The following is a 17,448-nucleotide window of genomic DNA, read 5'->3' as shown; positions in this document are numbered from 1 at the left end:
AATCCTCGTAGCCCGCAGCGCGCGAATGTAGTATTGCCCACCGATCGACGGGATCGGTCGCGGATAATCAAACCTGCATTGCTAAAGCGCGCCATCCCCGATCCGGCCGTCGCGTAATCGAAAGATTCGATGTTTTTCGTTTGCTAACAATCGGTTTCGGCACGACGTGTACATTCGGAAGCGAATGAAGCGAGGCGGCCGTGCCGGCGTGTCGACGCCGACGGCGCGCCGCATGACAACCAGGACGGGGGCGGCCCGGGCGGACGCGAGTTTATCCGGGCACGGCAGCAGCGGGCCGGACGACAGCCGGCCCGTACTCCGGAACCGTGGCGCGTGCGGCCCCGGTCGCCGCCGGCAGCGCGGCGCGAAGAAGGTTCACGGAGTAAAGAAAGCGATGGTTCGTCATGAATAGGCCAATAACGCGTGACAAGGGCGGGGGAAAGGGCACAAGGCAGCGTCCGCTGATCTACTGGACGCAGGCGCCGTCCGCAATGCTGCGCAAGGAACTCGCGCGGCGCGACTGGAAAGTCACGGTCGTCGCGCACGCGAGCGAGCTGCGCGACAGCACCGGCGAAATCACGTGCGGCATTCTCGACCTCAGCGGCGGCCATGCCGACGCGATCGGCGCGATCGCGGCAATGTGCGCGTCGATGCGCGACGTCGTCTGGGTCGCGCTCGTCGATGCGGGGCAGACCGCATCGACGAACGTGCGCGCGCTGCTGCGCGACTACTGTTTCGACTACATCACGCTGCCGGCGTCCCATCAGCGGATTGCCGATACGGTCGGTCACGCGTACGGGATGGAGTGCCTGTTCGTGCGCGATCGCGAACATCCCGAGGTGGCCGAGCACGGCATTGTCGGCACCTGCAGCGCGATGCTGCGACTGTTCGATACGGTGCGGCGCTTTGCGCGCACAGACGCGCCGGTGTTCGTGTTCGGCGAGACCGGCACCGGCAAGGAGCTGACCGCGCTCGCGATCCACCGTCATTCGGAGCGGCGCAACGGGCCGTTCGTCGCGGTCAATTGCGGCGCGATTCCGCCCGACCTGCTGCAGTCGGAGCTGTTCGGCTACGAGCGCGGCGCGTTTACCGGCGCGAATTCGCGCAAGATCGGCTATGTCGAAGCGGCGAACGGCGGCACGCTGCTGCTCGACGAGATCGGCGACCTGCCGCACGAGAGCCAGGCAAGCTTGCTGCGTTTCCTGCAGGCGCGCGCGATTCACCGGCTCGGCGGCAGCGATCCGGTGCCGGTCGACGTGCGGATCGTGTCGGCGACGCACGTCGACCTGCGCGACGCGATGGAGGAAGGGCGCTTCCGGGCCGACCTGTTCCACCGGCTGTGCGTGATGCGCATCGACCAGCCGCCGCTGCGCGCGCGCGGCAAGGACATCGAGCTGCTCGCGCATCACATGCTCGAACGCTTCCGCGGCGACGCGCGCCATCGCGTGCGCGGCTTCTCGACGGATGCGATCACGGCACTGTACAAGCACGACTGGCCCGGCAACGTCCGCGAGCTGATCAATCGCGTGCGCCGTGCGGTCGTGATGACCGAGGGGCGGCTGATCACCGCGCGCGATCTCGAACTCGAATACTGCCTCGACGCGGCGTCGCCGTCCGTTGCCGACATCCGCAAGTCGATCGAGCGCGAGGCAATCGAAACGGCGCTGCTGCGCACGCGCGGGCGCGTCGCGGCTTCGGCGCGCGAGCTCGGGGTGTCGCGCGCGACGCTGTACCGCTGGATGGAGGCATACGGGATCGAGCGGCCGCGCGGGACGGGCTCGTCCGACTGAAGGCGGAGCCGGCGCGCGCCCGAACGCCTTCGTCCGGATCGTCGGGACCGGCGCCGGTCGCCGCCGTGTTACGCGGCCGGTGTCGCGCACACGGTCGGGCCGGAATTGACCGCGCGGATCTCGACGCGCGGCGGCGCATCCGCATCGTGCTCACGATGCTCGGCGTCGAACGGTGCGAGCGCGACGCGCGCAGGCATGCCGGGCGCGAGATGGAACCAGTCGTCGCGCGGCATGAAGCCAGGGGCGACGATCTGCACGTGCCGCGCGAGATGGCGGGTGGCGATGCCGACGGTCCAGACGCCGTCCTCGCGCGACACACACGCTTCCAGCCCGAGTTCGCGGCGGGCGAGCACGGCCGGATGCGTGCGGGACGGGAAATGGAATGCCTGCGACAGGATCGCGCCGTCCTCGCCGCGCAACGTCGCGACGACGGTGTCGTGTTCGCAGGGCCCGAAGCGGTACGCGTAGGTCCAGTCGAAGAAGCGGCCGAGCAGGTCGGCCGACGTGATGCGAACCGCCGCATGCGCGGCCACGCGAATCGCGCCGCCGGCTCGCGCGACCGCCGTGCGGCCGTCGCGCAGCGCGACCAGTTCGAGCGCCGCCGACAGCGGTGCGGGGCGCTCGTTGACGACATGCACGTCGAGCCCGTTCAGGCCTTCGTCGACGAGCAGCACCTGTACGGGTTGCAGCACCTGGCGCAGCGCATGCCACGCCGATTTCGGCCGGTGCGCGGCGTCGATGACCCCCCAGCCGGCGCCCGGCATCACGTCCTGGAACTGCCAGACCAGCGCGCCGGCGCAGCGCGAGCCGGTGCGCCGCCATTCGGAAAACGTCTCGCGCATCAGGTCGGCGACCACCGCGCGCGACAGTTCGAAGTAGCGCGCCGGGCTCTCACGTCGCAGCTGTTGGGGATCGACCGCATACAGCGCATGCAGATAGTGGTCGCGAATGTCCTCGAAATCCCACGACGTGCCGGGGTCGCGCGGCACGGCGGCTTTCCAGCGCGGCTCGTGCACGCCGGGCCAGCCGAGCTCGGCGAGCGTCGCGTCGCATGGCACGTTCGAGAACGCGAGGCATTCGCTCGCGAAGCGCACGTCCGCGCGGCGGGCGTCGTCGAGCGGGCGCAGGTATGCACCGACACCGTAATAGTGCGACACGCGTTCGCGCGGCATGAACGGCAGCACGCCGCCGTCGGGCGAATCGGGCACGTACGGGACGTCGGGGCGCAGTGCGGCCGCGCAGCCGGCCAGCCGGTCGGCGGTCAGATCGAGGAAGCGCTGCTTCGGCCCGAGCCCGGACATCGCGGCCTGCTGCGCGATCTCGCTGCCGCCGCACAGGACGGCAAGCGACGGGGATGCGCGTTGGCGCGTCAGGAACTGTTCGGCTTCCTGACGGACCACGTCGTCGAACGCAGGGTCGGCCAGCGCATAGTCGAAGTTCGCGAACATGAAATCCTGCCAGACCAGCAGGCCGAGCCGGTCGCACCACGCGTGAAAGGCGTCGGCCTCGTAGGTCATCGTGCCGCCGACGCGGATCATGTTGAAGCCGGCGTCGCGCGCCTGTTCGAGCAGGCGCCGGTAGGTCGCGTCGTCCGCGTGCAGCGCGAGCGGCGCGGCACTGCTCCAGCACGCGCCGCGCGCGAACACGGGCACGCCGTTGATGCGCAGCCCGAAGCCGAGCCCGTCGTCACCCGGCTCGGGCTCGATCGTGCGAAAGCCGGTCGCGCCGAGCGCGCGCCGCGCGCCGTCCAGATGCAGCGCGATGGCGTACAGCACCGGCTCGCCGTGCGTATGCGGCCACCAGCGGCGCACGCGCGGCAGCGTCACGGTCGCGCGCAACCGGTCCATGCCGACGCGTTCGAGCGGCGCTGCGTGTTCGCCGCACGATAGGCGCGCGGCTAGTGAGTCCGGCAACGGCGACGAGAACGCGAGTTCCGCTTCGAGTCGGCCCGTCTCGCCGTCGACGCTTGCATGGAGGTCGCAGCGTGCGATCACGGGCCCGTCGGCCGGATCGAGCACCTCCACGGGCCGCCACGGGCCGGTCGGCGGGCAAGGCGGAAACCAGCCGGGCATGTAGCCGAGCAGCGAGGTCCGCACGGCGCGCAGCGCGGCCGGACCGGCGAGCCGGGTGCGCCATCGCGCGCGGCGCGGCGCGTGGACGGTTTGCACGTTGCGCAGATGCGGGCCGAGCGCGCGAAAGCAAATCGTCAGCCGGTGCGACCCGTCGAGCGACACGGGCACGTCATGCGCGACGAACATGCTGTCGGAGCGAAGGATCGGCGTGTCGTCGAGCCACGCCTGCGCGAGCGTCGCGAGGCCGTGAAAGCGCAGCACGCGCGGCCCGTGTCCGCGCAGTTCGATCCGGTACCAGTGGTCGCGCTCGTCGAGCGCACCGGCGGCGTCGAGCCGGCCGGCCTGCGCCAGCGCCTGCGCGACCGTGCCGGGCACCGGCGCCTCGATCCAGTCGCCGGCCGTGCCGAGATCCGCCGGGGTAACGGCGGCGCCGGCCGGCGTCGCCCGCATCGACCACGCGGTGGTCCCGGTTGCGCGGCTCACCGCGCGACCGGCATCACGCAAGGCGCGTGCGGCGGGGCGATCCGGCGCGCGCAGTCGATCAGGTCGCCATACGCGGCTTCGATCGCATCGAGCGCGCTGTCGCCGCGCTCCTCCTTGCCGCGCGCACAGGCGCGTGCGAGCCGGAATTCCAGCACCATCGCTTCGGACGCGATGCGGTCGCACGCGGCGCGGATCTCGGCGAACGGCCCGACGCAGCCGCTGGCCTGCAGCCAGCGCGCGTAATGGCCGAACAGTTCGAAGTTCGCGCCGAGCTGCCGCACGGAGTTGAACGAGTACGCATGAAAGTGCTCGAGCGGCGAATCGGCGAGCGTCCGCGCGTCGCGGCGGAGCTGGCGGCGGAACGCGGCGATCGGGTCGACTACCGGCAGGCGCCGCAGGTGGCGCTGCAGCGCGTCGAGCGACGCTGCGCACAGTGCGCGTTCGCCGAGCGGCGTGAAACTCCGCTTCGCGCATTCGACATACGGAGGCAGCGTCATCGGCGAGCTGCCGCCGACGAGCCCGTCGTAGTCGAAATCCTCGGCCACGTAATAGCCGCTGTTGTGGAAGTAGCCGATCTGGCGTTTCGCGCGGTCGATCGCATCGATGCCGATCGTCGTCTTCGTGTGCTGCGTGCGGTAGCTGCTGCCGCGCGTATCGGGCAGGAACCACGCGTCGACTTCGACGATCATCAGGTGACCGCGCGCGACCTGCGTCTCGATGTGCCGGTCGAGCGGTTCGTAGATCGAGTGCTCCTGCACGACGATGCCGTACAGCCGCTCCAGTTCGTCGTGCGGAAACTTGAAGAACGTGAACTGGTCGCCCTCGAAATCGAGCGCGATCGTAAACGGCAGCGCCGCGTACGGATTGAAGCCCCACCACCGGAGCACTTCGAGCCACATGTCGACGTAGCAGTTGGTCTGCTTCCAGACCATCTCCTGGCTGTGCAGCGGATGCGGCCGGTAGTGGCGCGCGCGGTGGCGCACATCCTCGAACGACGCGTCTTCGCCGTCGCGGGACACGAATCTCATCGCGCGCCCCACAGCACGTCGCGGACGTCACGCGGCCATGCATCGATGTCGAAGCCGTGGTGGCGGAACAGCGCGAGCGTGAGCCGTTCGAGGCCGAAGCCGACGCAGCCCGTGTGCGCGACCTCGTCCGTCGCGGTGCGGATGTTCCACAGCAGCCCGAAATGGTCCATGTGGTAATTGAAGCTCAGGCATGCGGTCTGGCGATCGTCGTGCTCGATCGGGATCAGCAGCTCGAACTTCAGGTTCTGCTCGCGCTGGCTGTTCGCGACGATCTTGCCGCCGCGCCCGAAGAACGGGTCGTTCGCGAGATCGATCGCGTTGGGCAGGCGCAGCGCCTCGATCATCCGCGTGCCGCGTTCGATCCAGGTCTCGCGGAACGCGACGATCTGCTCGGGCGTGCCGATCCGCACGTATTCGCGCATCCGGAACAACTGCATGCGGGTCGGATCGAGCGACGGCTCGTGGCGGAAGCAGTACGAGAATACGTCGACGATCCGGCCGTCGGCCGGCAGCGCGCCCGCGCGCGCCACGACAGGGTAGACGGGGTAGCACGCGGCCGGCGTCATCACGACATAGGTCGGCTTCTGGCTTTCCGTCCAGTCGTCGCCGCGATCGAGGCACTGCAGTACGCGCTGGTGCTGGCGCTCGTCGCCGCAGAACGCATGCACGCTGCCCGCGAGCTGCGGGAAGCTCTTCATGTATTCGCTGCGCTCGAACTCGACGCGGCTCATGGCCGGCGGGAAGCGCAGCACTTCGGCCTGCTGGTCGGCGCCGATGCGCGTGACGAACGCGTCGAGCGCTTCCACGACGCGCTCGAACCGTTCGCTGCGGCCGAACAGGCCCTGGATGCCGGTCGAGACCAGCAGGCCCGCGTCGATCAGTTCGTCGCGCAGCGGATTGACGCCCGCGCGGTCGAGCGGTGCGTCGGCAGGTGTGGCGGAAACGGGCGAAGCGGGGGCAGCGGAAAGGCAATCGTTCAAGGTTGTTTCTCCAGCGTCGCAGGACGCAGCGCGAGCAGCAGGTTCGAGGTGTTGGCGGCAATGCGGTCGTTGCTGATCATCAGCGGCGCCGCATGCAGGTCGCGGATGTGGCGGCCGATGCTGAACGGTGTGCCTTGCTTGTAGCCGGCCATCCCGCAGATCATCATGGCCTGGTGGGCGACTTCCAGCGCGGTCGTCGACACGTAGGTCTTCAGCGTGTTGATCTCGGCGGCCCAGGCCATCCCGGCCGACCACGAGCGCGCGGTCGCCTTCGCATGGAGGCGCAGCACGTTGTCGACGCGGGCCTGCATGGCCTGCATCAGCGCGAGCGATTCGGCGATGCGTCGCGACGCGGGCGACGGTGCGCCGTCGGTCTGGCGTGCCTGCGCGCGGAAGAACTGGTGCGCGCGGTTGAACGCATCCTGCGCGACGCCGATCCAGACCGCGGCCCACAGGATGTGCGACACCGGCACCATCGTCTGTTCGGCGATCCGCGAGAACGGCGCGGGCAGGCATTGCACGCCCGCGCCGCGCGCGTCGAGCTCGAAACCGTTGCTGCAGGTGCCGCGCATCCCGAGCGTGTCCCATTCGCCGCGGCGCGTGAGCGTGTAGCCGTCGCGCAGCAGCGTGACGAGCACTTGGTCGGAAGGCGGCGCATGCGCGTCGCGCCGCGCGGTGGCGAGAATCCCGTCCGCATAGTCGCCGTACGAGATCGTCGGCGCGCATTTGCGCAGCCGGAACTCGCCGCCGTCGGTTTCGAGCGCGCACTGGCTCGCGCGCAGGTTGCCGCCGACGCCGTTTTCCGACGTCGCCGAGGCGAGCAGCCACTGGTGGCGCACGAGTTGCTGCAGGAACAGCTTGTGCCAGCCCTGGTCGACCGCGTGGTCGACGATGCAGGCGACCTGGATCTGGTGCATCGCGAACACCATGGCCGACGACGCGCAGGCCTGGCCGAGAATCGAGCAGGCCGACGCGATGTCCTCCAGCGACGCGCCAGCGCCGCCGAGATAGGTCGGCACCATCGCGCCGAGCAGGCGGCGCGCGCGCATCGCCTCGATCGCCTCGACGGGGCAGCGCGCGTCGCGGTCGACCGCGTCCGCGTGCTGCGCGGCGATCTGCGCGACGGCATGCGCGGCCTCGTCGAGCCGGCGCGTGTCGTCGCCGGCGGCGGCGTCCGGAAGCAGCGCGCTCATGCGGAATGCTCGGTGCGTTGCAGTGTGGCGATCGTGTCCGCGAGCGCGTCGATGCTGCGGAACAGGTTGCGGTTCAGCATCTCGTCGGGAATCTCGATGTTGAATTGCTTCTCGATCGCGAGCATCAGCTGGATCGTGTCGAGCGAAGAGAGGCCCGCTTCATAGAGGTCGTCCCCGTCGCCGATCGTGTCGACGGCGGTTTCGAGGTGGGCAACTTGCTTGAGTATTTCCCTGATTTCGTTTTTCACGTGCTGCTCCGGCGTGCGTGGTGTCGCTTCAGTAGACCATTCGCCGTCGCCTCGTTCTGTTCGTCACCCTACAGTCGGCTTGGGGCAATGCCGGATAGACACGCTTGATCGCGGGTTACCCGCGCGATCCGCTGCGCGACGCGGCGGGCACGCCCGCGTCAGCCGACAGGATGCGCTTCATCTCGTCACGCACGATCGCGCGGCAGCCGCACGCCATCCGGTCGAGGCCCGGGAGATCCGCGAGCACGATCGAGCTGCGGTACTGGCGGATCAGCCCGAGCTTCTGGATCTCGCCGGCGGCATCGGTAACCGTTTCACGCCGCACGCCGAGCATCTGCGCGAGCATGCTGTGCGTCACCTGGATCTCGATGCTGCGGGTCCGGTCGTACGCGAGCAGGAACCATCTGCATAACTGATGTTTGAGCACGTGATGACGGCTGCAGAACGTGATCTGCGAGACCTGCGCCATCAGCAGCCGCACGCAGACGAACACGAGATGGCGAATGACCGGCGACGCGTCGAACGCGGCGGCGAACACGCGCCGGTCGAGCCGGTAGACGAAACCGTCGCGGCAGGCGACGACGCGGCACGGCGTCGTGCCGCTGCCGCCGATCACGTCGTCGCACGCCACGCTCTCGCTGCCGATCTCCGCGACTTCCAGCGTCATGCCGCCGGACGACACGTACTGCAGCGAAATCGCGGTCGTGACGGGCAGGTAGACCGCGGCGAGCATTTCGCCGGGCTCGCAGAGCACTTGCCCCGATTTCAGGTGGACGAGTTGCAGGTGGCTCGCCAGCGCGGCGCGATCGTCGCGGTCGAGCGCGGCAAGGAACCGGTTGGCGTCGAAGCTGGGTGACAGCTCGATCATGCCGCTGGCCGGAGCGGCGGCTTCATTTGCCTGATGTATCACGGCGCATCCTCGTACGGTTGCGGTCGCGTGTCGGCGCGGCGGCCGTCGCGAATCGAGGCATCACGCGCGTCGCACGGCGTTATGGAGATATTTGAATGCCGATGGCGTTGCAAACGCTAACACGCTGCTGATTCCGGCAAATTGCATCGCGCGTCATTTTGCAAAGTTTAAAGATTTGAGCGAAGTGGCGATTATTGGGTCCGCTGAATTTAATCTCGATGAAATCGAATGCCCGCGGATGTTCGTATCCGCCCCGAGGTTATGGAATCAATCCGGATGGGGTCGTATTTCGCGGAAATTGAGTGGGTGGATTTAAATGTTATTTGACAATTGATCGCATGCGCTCCCGATTCTCAATCGAATCATGGGGATAGGCAAGAAATGTGCGGCGGCTGACATTGGCCGCGGCGGGCGCGGCGACTCATTTTGAGACAGTTTCGAATGCGAGACACGGCTGCGTACGGCCCGCGAGCGCCATCGTCACGACTGCCGAAACAATCGTCATGCCAGTGTAAGTATTTGAAATGACAGTGCGAGCAATGGTCGCCGGCGGCACATATGCGCGCGGCCGAAATGTTCAGTCGAATCCGGTGTGGTGTCCATTCGATGTCGCAGTGTCCAAAAATGCGACGCTTTTCATCCTCCACAAACGGGGTTTTGCACATGATAAATCCGTCGTTGATTTATATATTAAGGGCGGGCGGCAATTGGCACGTAAATCGCTTATTGCGACGGCGTGCCGAAAAAAGCTGGGCTGACGATTGAAACCCGGTTTCGGCGGCGGGCAGTCGGCCGGAATGAACGGTTGTGGGCCGCAACCGGGCCGGCTCCCGAGTGCGCATGACGAAAACGAATTCCGTGCACGCGGTTTCAGGCGGCGCGGACAGTATGGGATACAGACATGCTTCATCTTCGATCGAGCCTTTCGGCGAACGCGATTCTCGACGCGCTGCCGGAGGACAGCATCCGCACCATCGCACCGCATCTCGAACTGGTCAGGATCAAGCCCGGCGAACTCGGCCGGGTGGGCGAGCCGGCGCGTTACATGCACTTTCCGGCGACCGCGATGATGTCGGTGCAGCACCTGATGGAGGACGGTGCGATGGTCGAGGTCGCCGTGGTCGGCAGCGAAGGGCTCGTCGGACTGTCGGGTCTGATCGGCGGCAGCGCGGCGTCGAATCGCTTCGAGGTCCGCATCGGCGGGATGGCCTATCGTGTGCCGAGCTGCGTGATGCGCGCCGAATTCGAGCGATCGCCGGAGACTTACCGGCTGCTGCTCAGCTACTGCCAGGCAGCGATGGCGCAGATCTCGCGCGGCGCGCTGTGCAACCGGCATCACTCGGTCAGCGAGCAGCTCAGCCGCTGGCTGCTGCTCGCGCACGACCGCATCGACGGCGACGAACTGGCGGTCACGCAGCAGACGATCGCGAACATGCTCGGCGTGCGGCGCGAAGGCGTGACGGAAGCGGCCGGGTATCTGCAGGAGGCGGGCCTGATCCGGCAGCGCCGCGGCCGCATCACGGTGCTCGACCGCGACGGCCTCGAGCAGCAAGCATGTGAATGCTACGGCCTGATTCGCGCGGAATACCGCAAGCTGCTCGGCGCGCGCGCAAGCGCGTGCGCAACGCCGTTCCGCGTGCCGATGCCGGAAGCGCGCGGCGCACGTCCGCCGCACGGTGCATGACGATGCAGGCGGCGCAACAGGGCGCGCAAGGGCGCGCGCAGGCAATGCGGCGCGCGGCGGTAACTGCGGCCGACGTCGCGCTGGTGCTGATGGGCGTACTGATCGCGCAGGCATGGGCGGGGCTTGCGTGGCGCGATCTCACGGATGCGCAGCGCGGCGCGATCGCCTTGCTGTGCGCGCTGACGCTGATGTTGCTGCCGCGCGGCGCACGCGCGGCCGGCGAAGGCGGTTGGGCCGCGCTGTCGCGGATCGTGGTCGCCATCGCGTGCGCGGGCCTGCTGACGGTCGCGGGCGCGACGTGGATCATGAGTCGCGGCGCGACGATGTCGACGCGCTGGATCGCGCGCACGGTGCTCGCGGGCGACGCGGCGCTGTTGCTCGGCAGGGCCGCGATGCTGGCGGTCGCGCGGCGGCGCGGCGACGCGCGCGGACGGCCGCGCCGGGTCGCGCTCGTCGGCGCGACCGCATACGGCCGTGCGGCGCTGGACCGGATGCGGCTGGCGCCGCAGCCCTCGTACGTGGCCGTCTGCGTGTTCGACGAGGCCGACGCCGCGCGCAAGGAGCGCGACATCGGCGGCGTGCCGGTGATCGACGACTGGGGCGAATTGCGCGGCCGGATACGCGCCGGCCTGATCGACGAGGTGTGGCTTACGTTGCCGATGTCGCACGAGTGGCGGATCCAGCGCATCGTCCGCGAGTTGCGCGACGAGTTCGTGGAATTGCGGCTGTTGCCCGACGTGCGGCAGATGGCGATGGTCGATCGCTCGGCGACCGACGTGCTCGGCATGCCGGCGATCAATCTCGCGACCACGCCGCGCTCGGCGCCGGAGCTGTGGGCGAAGTTCGCGTTCGACCGCGCGTTCGCGCTGGCGGTGCTGGTGCCGCTGCTGCCGGTGCTCGCGGCGCTAGCGGTGGCGGTCAAGCTGTCGTCGCCGGGGCCCGTGCTGTTCAGGCAGCGTCGCAAGGGCGTCGACGGCCGGGAGTTCGACATCCTGAAGTTCCGGACGATGCGCGTGCACCGCGCACAACCGGGCGTCGTGCGGCAGGCGTCGCGCAACGATGCGCGCATCACGCGCGTCGGTGCGTTCCTGCGGCGCACGTCGCTCGACGAGCTGCCGCAGTTCTTCAATGTACTGTTCGGGCAGATGTCGGTCGTCGGCCCGCGTCCGCATGCGATCGAACACGACGACCTTTACCGGCAACTGATCGACTGCTACATGTACCGCTACCGCGTGCGGCCCGGCATCACCGGATGGGCACAGGTGAACGGCTATCGCGGTGAGACGCGCAAGGTCGAGGCGATGGAGGCGCGCGTCAAGTTCGACTTGTTCTACATGCAGAACTGGAGCTTCTGGTTCGACATGAAGATCATCCTGTTGACGGTCGTGCGAGGCTTCATCGGCCGGAATGCCTTTTGAGCGGCGCGTGCGCGGCGGGGTGTTTTGCCAGAACGCGCTTGTGCGGTCGAACGCACGGATCGTACGCCGCGCGGCACACACACTGACGGCACGGTAAACCGCATCCCGCTCGCCGCGGGATGCCCGGCGGCGTGCGGTCACGTCGCCGCCATCAGGGCAGTCACGATCATGTCAACGTCGATTCGGGAACGGGAAGGGGCGCACGCGGCGCCGGAGGCGCACATGCCGCGGGCGGTCGTCGCGTCCGCGCGGATCGCGCAGGCGCGCACGCTGGCGATCAACGGCAAGTTCGCGTCGCAGCGGATGACGGGCGTGCAGCGCGTCGCCTACGAACTGACCGCCGAGCTCGCGCGGATCGCGGGCGCCGACGATGCGCCGCCGGTCATCGTGCCGTCCGTTCATGATTCGACCGCGCTGCCGGCCGGCGCGCGCCGGCAGGTCGCGCCCGGCCTGCACGGCACGCTCTGGGAGCAATGGACGCTGCCGCGCGCGACGCGCGGGCGGACGCTGCTGAGCCTGTGCAACGTCGGCCCGCTGATGAAGCGCGACCAGGTGCTGCTGATTCACGACGCGGCGATCTTCGATCTGCCCGCCGGCTATTCGCTTGCGTTTCGCGTCTGGTATCGGATCGCGTTCGCGATCCTGAAGCGCCGCGCACGGCACGTCGTCACCGTGTCGCATTTCTCGCGCGCGCGCCTTGCCGCGCGGCTCGGCGTGCCGCCCGCGCGCGTGTCGGTCGTGCCCGGCGCGGTCGACCACATCGACCGGATCGACGCCGATCCCGGCGTGCTCGCGCGGCTGCAGCTCGAACGCGACGGCTATGTGCTGTTCGTCGGTTCGCTCGCGCCGGGCAAGAATCTCGGGCGGGCGCTCGAAGCGATCGGGCGGTTGCGTCGGTCGCATCCGGCGATGCGCTTCGTGATTGCCGGCGGCGCGAACGCGAAGATCTTCGGCGACGCGAGCGCCGCACCGTGTGCCGACGATCCGCACGTGACCTGGGCGGGATACGTGACCGACGGCGAGCTGAAGGCGCTGTATGAAGCGGCCGGCTGTTTCGTGTTCCCGTCGCTTTACGAAGGCTTCGGCCTGCCGCCGCTCGAGGCGATGCGCAGCGGCTGCCCCGTGATCGTCTCGCGCGAGGGCGCGTTGCCGGAAGTGTGCGGCGGCGCGGCGCTGTTCTGCGACGCATACGACGCAGCCGACATCGCCGCGACGATCGCGCGTGTGATGGACGACGCCGGGCTGCGCGCACGCCTGCGCGCGCGCGGCATCGAGCATGCGCGCAGCTTCAGCTGGCGGGCATCCGCTCACGCGCTGCTCGGCATCGTGCGCCGCGGCGAATGAACGCCGAGCGAATCCCGATTCGTTGGCAGTCCATGGCAATGAAATCGGAAGCCCGCGCGGACGATGCGCGCGGCTGTCAGCCGGACGACGCCGATGCGTCGGCATGCGGTGCGCCGGGAGCAGTCTCCTTCGGCTGCGCATCCGGCGCGACGGACATGCTGGACGGCGCGACGGCGTGCTGGATCGTCGGCACGACCATCGTCGGAAAGAGGGCCGCGAGCGCGACCCAGATGATGACGCCGAAAACCATGGCTGCCTCCCACGTGTCGAGCAAAGGGCGCGTGCGATCTGTCCCGGTCGTCCCACTCTACGGCGCAGCTTTATGCAGGGGATTGATCGATCTCAAGCCGCGGTGCGTCAGACGATTGCGCTTCGCCTGTCATCGGGTTGACGATTGTCGGTCAGACTTCCGTCAAACGAAGTTCCTACACTCGCAGGGGCAAGGACGCGCGATCGCGACGACGAAACTCGCGCGTCGACACCGGAGCCGACGATGGCATGCAACGACGAGGACGAGCGCGAATTGCGGCATATCGCGGCGATGATCGACGAGCTGTCCCGCGTCGATGTCCGCGACCGGCCGGTCGCCTCGACCTCGGTGATGCGCCCCGCGTATTGGCGCGCGCGCCTCGACGCGATCCGCGCGCGGGTGCGTGCGGGCAGCCGCGCGGCAATGCTGGCGCAGATGCTGGGCGATCGTCTCGACGAACTGGAACGCAGGCAATGGCGTGACGGTCCGAGCGGAAATCGCAAACGTTAGCGTGCCTGATGCGGTCGCATGTCCGTCTTGCGACACGCATCACGCTTGTCGAATGCGGGTTGAAACCTGCACGGCGACAAGCATATCGTCGGCCATTCCGATGTCGTGGAAATCACTCACTGTTCCGCGGGAATCATTCCCGTCAAACTGCGCAGCACGGTTCGCGCCGTCACTTTCGTGCCAGAAGGCACGGCGCGACATTCGTCACGAGGAGCTCGTCAAGATGCTGACCCCGCACGAATTTTCCACGCTGCTGCTGGTCGCGCACGCACCGCAGCATGTCGATTGCTTCAGTCCCGATTTCGATGCGCTCGTCGCGCAGTCGTTCGTCGAACTCGTCTCCGATGCGCCGGGCGAAGCGCCGCATCCGGCGCTGACGCCGCAGGGATGCGGCCTGCTGGCGCGCATCGGCGTCGACACGTCCCGCCATCCGTCGACGGGCGTGCAGGGCGCGAGCCGCGAAGTCCGGCGGCTCGCCGCACGCAGCGCAGCACGCCAATGCGAAACGATTTCGCGTCGGTCCCCGCTTTTTGCGAACGAGGCCCGCTCCCGCTTTGCGTGAGGTCGGTCAACACGCGCCAGCGCATTGGGTTTATGCTGCGTCGGAAGCGTAGCGTCCGGCGATGCTTGCGATCGGACGCTGAAGCGGACAGGCGGAACCCGAACAAGGAGAACGACGATGGCGCTCGACGAACGCGAATGGCAAACCCTGCATCGACGATTGACCGAGTGCGAGCAGACGCTGCGCGCGGAGATTCGCGCGAGCGAGCACCAGCGCGCGTCGGAGTCGTATGCGGACCTGGCTGGCGCCGCGCCCGACGAGGGCGACGAAGCGAACGCCGATCTGTTCGTCGACGTCGATCATGCGCTGATCGGCATGAAGCTGGCGGAATTGCGCGCGGTCGCGCGCGCATTGCAGCGGATGCGTGACGGCAGCTACGGCGATTGTGTGGACTGCGACACGCCCGTCGACTACGAGCGCCTGCTCGCGCGGCCGACCGCGGAGCGCTGCGCCTATTGCCAGAAGCTGCACGAACGGCGGTACGCGACGGGCACACGCGCGTCGCTCTGACGCCGCGCCTCGTTCACGCGCCGGCGCACGGCGGCGCAACCGGGGGACGCGATGCGGGAAGTCGACTACCTGGCGATCGGCGGCGGGGTCGCGTGCGCGACGGCCGTGCAGACGCTGCGCCGCGAAGACGACGCGGCCACCATCGCGATGCTGTGCGGCGAGCCGGTGCCGCCGTATCGCCGTCCGCCGCTCACGAAACTGCCGGACGTCGGCGATGGCGCGACCGCCATCATCCTGCACGACGCGGCGTTCTACGAGCAGCAGCGGATCGCGCTGCTGCTCGGCGCGCGCGCGACGCACGTCGATCGGCATGCGCGCATCGTGCGCACCGACACGCAGGGCGAATTCCACTACGGAAAGCTGCTGATCGCGACCGGCACGTCGCCGCGTTTGCCGTCGCTGCCGGGCCTCCAGCTCGGCGGCGTGCATTGCCTGCATACGCTGGCCGACATGCTGGCGCTGCGGCGCGAAGCCGGGCGCGCGCAGCGGGTCGTGATCCTGGGCGCGGGCTTCATCGGCGTCGAGGTCGCCGCGACGCTGCAGGCGCGCGGCGTGCACGTGACGCTGGTCGAGCGCGAGCCGGACGTGATGCCGATGCTGCAGGCGCCCGTGCTGTCGCGCTTCTTCGCGGCGTGCTGCGCGGCGCGCGGCATCGCGGTGCGAACCGGTTGCGAATTGCGCGCGCTGGTCGGCGACGGCCGCGTCGAAGCGGCGCTGACGAGCGACGGCGCGACCTTGCCGTGCGACCTCGCGCTCATTGCGATCGGCGTGACGCCGAACTGCGATTTCCTCGCGGACAGCGGCCTGCCGATCGGCGACGGCATCGAGGTCGACGCGTTCCTGCGCAGTGCCGATCCGCACATCTACGCGGCGGGGGACGTCGCGAATTTTCCCGATCCCGTGTTCGGCGTCCGGCGCCGCATCGAGCACTGGGACAACGCGATGCGGCAGGGCAGGATCGCCGCGCACAACATGGCCGGGCGGCCGGTGCCGTATCGCGACGTGTCGATCTTCTTCGGCGACGTGTTCGGCCTGACCTACAACTTTCTCGGCGACCTGCGCGGCGCGACGGAGACGATCGAGCGCGGCACGCTCGGCGACGGCCCGTATGCGCTGCTGTACCTGAAGGACGACGCGCTGCGCGCCGTGTTCGCGGTCGCGCAGCCGCCCGCGAGCATCGCGTCGCTGGCCGATGCGATCTCGATGCGGCTCGACCTGAAGGCGGAGCGTGGGCGCCTGCAGGATGTCCGTTTCCCGCTCGACCGGCTGCCGGTGCAGACGCTGCTGATCCTGCAGGGCGGCGGCGCGCTCGGCGCGTTCGAATGCGGTGTCGCGCGGGCGCTCGACGAGCACGGCATCCGGCCGGACGTGGTGTCGGCCGTGTCGATCGGCGCGTTCAACGGCGCGATCATCGCGAGCCATCCGAAGTCGCCGTCGCGCGCGCTCGACGCGTTCTGGCGCGAGCTGGCGATTCCGCTGCCGTCGACGGGCGACCCGCGCTGGCAGCAGATGCTGGTGTCCGCCTACGTGTTCTGGTTCGGGGTGCCCAATTTCCTGGCGCCGCGCTGGTGGAATCCGCTGAGCTGCGTCGACTGGCTCTACGGCCGCGGAACGAGCCTGTACGACGCGCGCCCGATCGTGAAGCTGATCGAAAAGTATGTCGATTTCGCTGCGCTCGGTTCGAGCCCGACGCGCCTCTTGATCAGCGCGGTCGACGTGAAGAGCGGCGAGCCGCGCATCTTCGACAGCTACGTCGACCGGCTGACGCCCGAGCATCTTCTGGCGAGCGGCAGCCTGCCGCCGGGCATCCCGTGGACGAAGCTCGACGGGCATGCGTACTGGGATGGCGGCATCGTCAGCAATTCGCCGCTCGACCTGATCGTCGAGCGCTGCGGCCGCATCGGCGGGCGGATCTTCATCGTCGACCTGTTCAGCGGCAGCAAGCGGATGCCGGAAAACCTCGTCGAAGTGATGTTGCGGCGCGAGGAGATCAGCTACATGGACCGCGTGCGCAGCGACCTGCGTTTCGAGGAATACGCGAACGACTTCAGCGACCTCGTCGGCAACATCATGACGCACGTCGATGAGCCGGCCGCCAGCATGATCCGGCAACTGCCGCTCTACATCCGGCTGATGGGCAACCGCGCGCCGATCCGCGTCGAGCGGATCGCGCTGCAGCGCACCGGACCGGTGTCGTTCGTCACCGACTACGATTTTTCCGCCACGACGATCGCCGAGCTGCAGGCGCGCGGCCATGCGGCCGCGGTCAAGGCGCTGGCCGATCGCGACGCGGCGTGACGGCGAGGCGCACGAATCGATCCCGGTCACGCAATCGCGCTGCCTCGGTCCATACTGAAGGTGTCGTGCCGGACGCCGTGCGGACCGATCGTCGCGCCGTCGGCCGGCGGGCGTCGCCGCCCGCGTTCCGGCACGACCGTTGCATGTCGAGGGCCGGTGCATGCCAAT

Annotated in this window: 15 protein-coding genes; 8 read left to right on the top strand and 7 right to left on the bottom strand. The window is 68.6% G+C overall.

Going from position 1 to position 17,448, the window contains the following annotated elements; all coding sequences use genetic code 11:
* Positions 1 to 404: 404 nt before the first annotated feature.
* A complete protein-coding gene (locus tag WT26_RS28665; RefSeq protein WP_069274534.1) occupies positions 405 to 1,790 on the top strand; it encodes a sigma-54 dependent transcriptional regulator in 1,386 nt (461 codons plus the stop codon).
* Between the two features lie 68 nt (positions 1,791 to 1,858).
* Here the strand turns inward: WT26_RS28665 and WT26_RS28660 are convergent, their stop codons facing one another.
* From WT26_RS28660 to WT26_RS28635, 6 genes are all read right to left on the bottom strand, one after another.
* Positions 1,859 to 4,312, bottom strand: a complete 2,454-nt coding sequence (locus WT26_RS28660; RefSeq protein ID WP_420480956.1) for a glycosyl hydrolase 2 galactose-binding domain-containing protein — start codon at positions 4,310 to 4,312, stop codon at positions 1,859 to 1,861.
* A 29-nt stretch (positions 4,313 to 4,341) separates the two neighbouring features.
* Entirely contained in the window at positions 4,342 to 5,373 is a 1,032-nt protein-coding gene (locus WT26_RS28655) for a DUF1839 family protein (protein ID WP_069275179.1), read from the bottom strand.
* On the bottom strand, positions 5,370 to 6,353 hold the full coding sequence (locus tag WT26_RS28650) for an amino acid--[acyl-carrier-protein] ligase (protein ID WP_069274533.1): 984 nt from the start codon (positions 6,351 to 6,353) through the stop codon (positions 5,370 to 5,372). The genes WT26_RS28655 and WT26_RS28650 overlap by 4 nt, the downstream gene beginning before the upstream one ends.
* Positions 6,350 to 7,546 (bottom strand): acyl-CoA dehydrogenase family protein, encoded by a 1,197-nt coding sequence (locus WT26_RS28645; protein ID WP_069274532.1) that lies wholly within the window; start codon positions 7,544 to 7,546, stop codon positions 6,350 to 6,352. Before WT26_RS28645 ends, WT26_RS28650 begins: the two co-directional genes overlap by 4 nt.
* The gene (locus WT26_RS28640; protein WP_069274531.1) at positions 7,543 to 7,794 is read right to left on the bottom strand and encodes an acyl carrier protein; all 252 of its coding nucleotides are present in this window, start codon (positions 7,792 to 7,794) and stop codon (positions 7,543 to 7,545) included. Before WT26_RS28640 ends, WT26_RS28645 begins: the two co-directional genes overlap by 4 nt.
* Positions 7,795 to 7,909: 115 nt before the next feature.
* On the bottom strand, positions 7,910 to 8,704 hold the full coding sequence (locus WT26_RS28635; RefSeq protein WP_196774806.1) for a Crp/Fnr family transcriptional regulator: 795 nt from the start codon (positions 8,702 to 8,704) through the stop codon (positions 7,910 to 7,912).
* 901 nt (positions 8,705 to 9,605) lie between these two features.
* On the opposite strand from WT26_RS28635, the gene WT26_RS28630 reads away from it, so the two are divergent.
* The 3 genes from WT26_RS28630 (at position 9,606) to WT26_RS28620 (ending at position 13,150) form a co-directional block, all read left to right on the top strand.
* Positions 9,606 to 10,388 (top strand): Crp/Fnr family transcriptional regulator, encoded by a 783-nt coding sequence (locus WT26_RS28630; RefSeq protein ID WP_069274529.1) that lies wholly within the window; start codon positions 9,606 to 9,608, stop codon positions 10,386 to 10,388.
* A gap of 44 nt (positions 10,389 to 10,432) precedes the next feature.
* Positions 10,433 to 11,806 (top strand): undecaprenyl-phosphate glucose phosphotransferase, encoded by a 1,374-nt coding sequence (locus WT26_RS28625; protein ID WP_069275177.1) that lies wholly within the window; start codon positions 10,433 to 10,435, stop codon positions 11,804 to 11,806.
* A 168-nt stretch (positions 11,807 to 11,974) separates the two neighbouring features.
* Positions 11,975 to 13,150 carry a glycosyltransferase family 4 protein gene (locus WT26_RS28620; protein ID WP_059950512.1) on the top strand — a complete coding sequence of 392 codons (1,176 nt, stop codon included), beginning with the start codon at positions 11,975 to 11,977 and terminating at the stop codon, positions 13,148 to 13,150.
* A gap of 76 nt (positions 13,151 to 13,226) precedes the next feature.
* Here WT26_RS28620 and WT26_RS38150 read toward each other — a convergent pair whose 3' ends face one another.
* The gene (locus WT26_RS38150; protein WP_010099691.1) at positions 13,227 to 13,400 is read right to left on the bottom strand and encodes a hypothetical protein; all 174 of its coding nucleotides are present in this window, start codon (positions 13,398 to 13,400) and stop codon (positions 13,227 to 13,229) included.
* 243 nt (positions 13,401 to 13,643) lie between these two features.
* Between WT26_RS38150 and WT26_RS28615 the strand changes: the two genes are divergently transcribed.
* The 4 genes from WT26_RS28615 (at position 13,644) to WT26_RS28600 (ending at position 17,280) form a co-directional block, all read left to right on the top strand.
* Entirely contained in the window at positions 13,644 to 13,910 is a 267-nt protein-coding gene (locus WT26_RS28615) for a hypothetical protein (RefSeq protein WP_045564835.1), read from the top strand.
* A 223-nt stretch (positions 13,911 to 14,133) separates the two neighbouring features.
* Positions 14,134 to 14,472: a hypothetical protein gene (locus WT26_RS28610; protein WP_010099689.1), complete on the top strand. Its 339-nt coding sequence runs from the start codon at positions 14,134 to 14,136 to the stop codon at positions 14,470 to 14,472.
* Between the two features lie 117 nt (positions 14,473 to 14,589).
* Positions 14,590 to 14,982 carry a TraR/DksA family transcriptional regulator gene (locus WT26_RS28605; protein ID WP_045564836.1) on the top strand — a complete coding sequence of 131 codons (393 nt, stop codon included), beginning with the start codon at positions 14,590 to 14,592 and terminating at the stop codon, positions 14,980 to 14,982.
* 51 nt (positions 14,983 to 15,033) lie between these two features.
* A complete protein-coding gene (locus WT26_RS28600; RefSeq protein ID WP_059954404.1) occupies positions 15,034 to 17,280 on the top strand; it encodes an FAD-dependent oxidoreductase in 2,247 nt (748 codons plus the stop codon).
* Positions 17,281 to 17,448: the final 168 nt, after the last annotated feature.

The organism is Burkholderia cepacia, assembly GCF_001718835.1.
In the GTDB taxonomy this organism is placed as follows: Bacteria; Pseudomonadota; Gammaproteobacteria; order Burkholderiales; family Burkholderiaceae; genus Burkholderia; species Burkholderia cepacia_F.
The sequence above is the reverse complement of the archived record's forward strand: the minus strand, read 5'-3'. Positions and strand labels throughout refer to the sequence as shown.

Excerpts from the sequence above, each read along its gene's own strand:
- WT26_RS38150 (WP_010099691.1), bottom strand. The coding sequence starts at position 13,400 with ATGGTTTTCGGCGTCATCATCTGGGTCGCGCTCGCGGCCCTCTTTCCG.
- WT26_RS28625 (WP_069275177.1), top strand. The coding sequence starts at position 10,433 with ATGCGGCGCGCGGCGGTAACTGCGGCCGACGTCGCGCTGGTGCTGATG.
- WT26_RS28665 (WP_069274534.1), top strand. The coding sequence starts at position 405 with ATGAATAGGCCAATAACGCGTGACAAGGGCGGGGGAAAGGGCACAAGG.
- WT26_RS28600 (WP_059954404.1), top strand. The coding sequence starts at position 15,034 with ATGCGGGAAGTCGACTACCTGGCGATCGGCGGCGGGGTCGCGTGCGCG.
- WT26_RS28660 (WP_420480956.1), bottom strand. The coding sequence starts at position 4,312 with ATGCGGGCGACGCCGGCCGGCGCCGCCGTTACCCCGGCGGATCTCGGC.
- WT26_RS28610 (WP_010099689.1), top strand. The coding sequence starts at position 14,134 with ATGCTGACCCCGCACGAATTTTCCACGCTGCTGCTGGTCGCGCACGCA.
- WT26_RS28620 (WP_059950512.1), top strand. The coding sequence starts at position 11,975 with ATGTCAACGTCGATTCGGGAACGGGAAGGGGCGCACGCGGCGCCGGAG.
- WT26_RS28605 (WP_045564836.1), top strand. The coding sequence starts at position 14,590 with ATGGCGCTCGACGAACGCGAATGGCAAACCCTGCATCGACGATTGACC.
- WT26_RS28655 (WP_069275179.1), bottom strand. The coding sequence starts at position 5,373 with ATGAGATTCGTGTCCCGCGACGGCGAAGACGCGTCGTTCGAGGATGTG.
- WT26_RS28615 (WP_045564835.1), top strand. The coding sequence starts at position 13,644 with ATGGCATGCAACGACGAGGACGAGCGCGAATTGCGGCATATCGCGGCG.
- WT26_RS28630 (WP_069274529.1), top strand. The coding sequence starts at position 9,606 with ATGCTTCATCTTCGATCGAGCCTTTCGGCGAACGCGATTCTCGACGCG.
- WT26_RS28645 (WP_069274532.1), bottom strand. The coding sequence starts at position 7,546 with ATGAGCGCGCTGCTTCCGGACGCCGCCGCCGGCGACGACACGCGCCGG.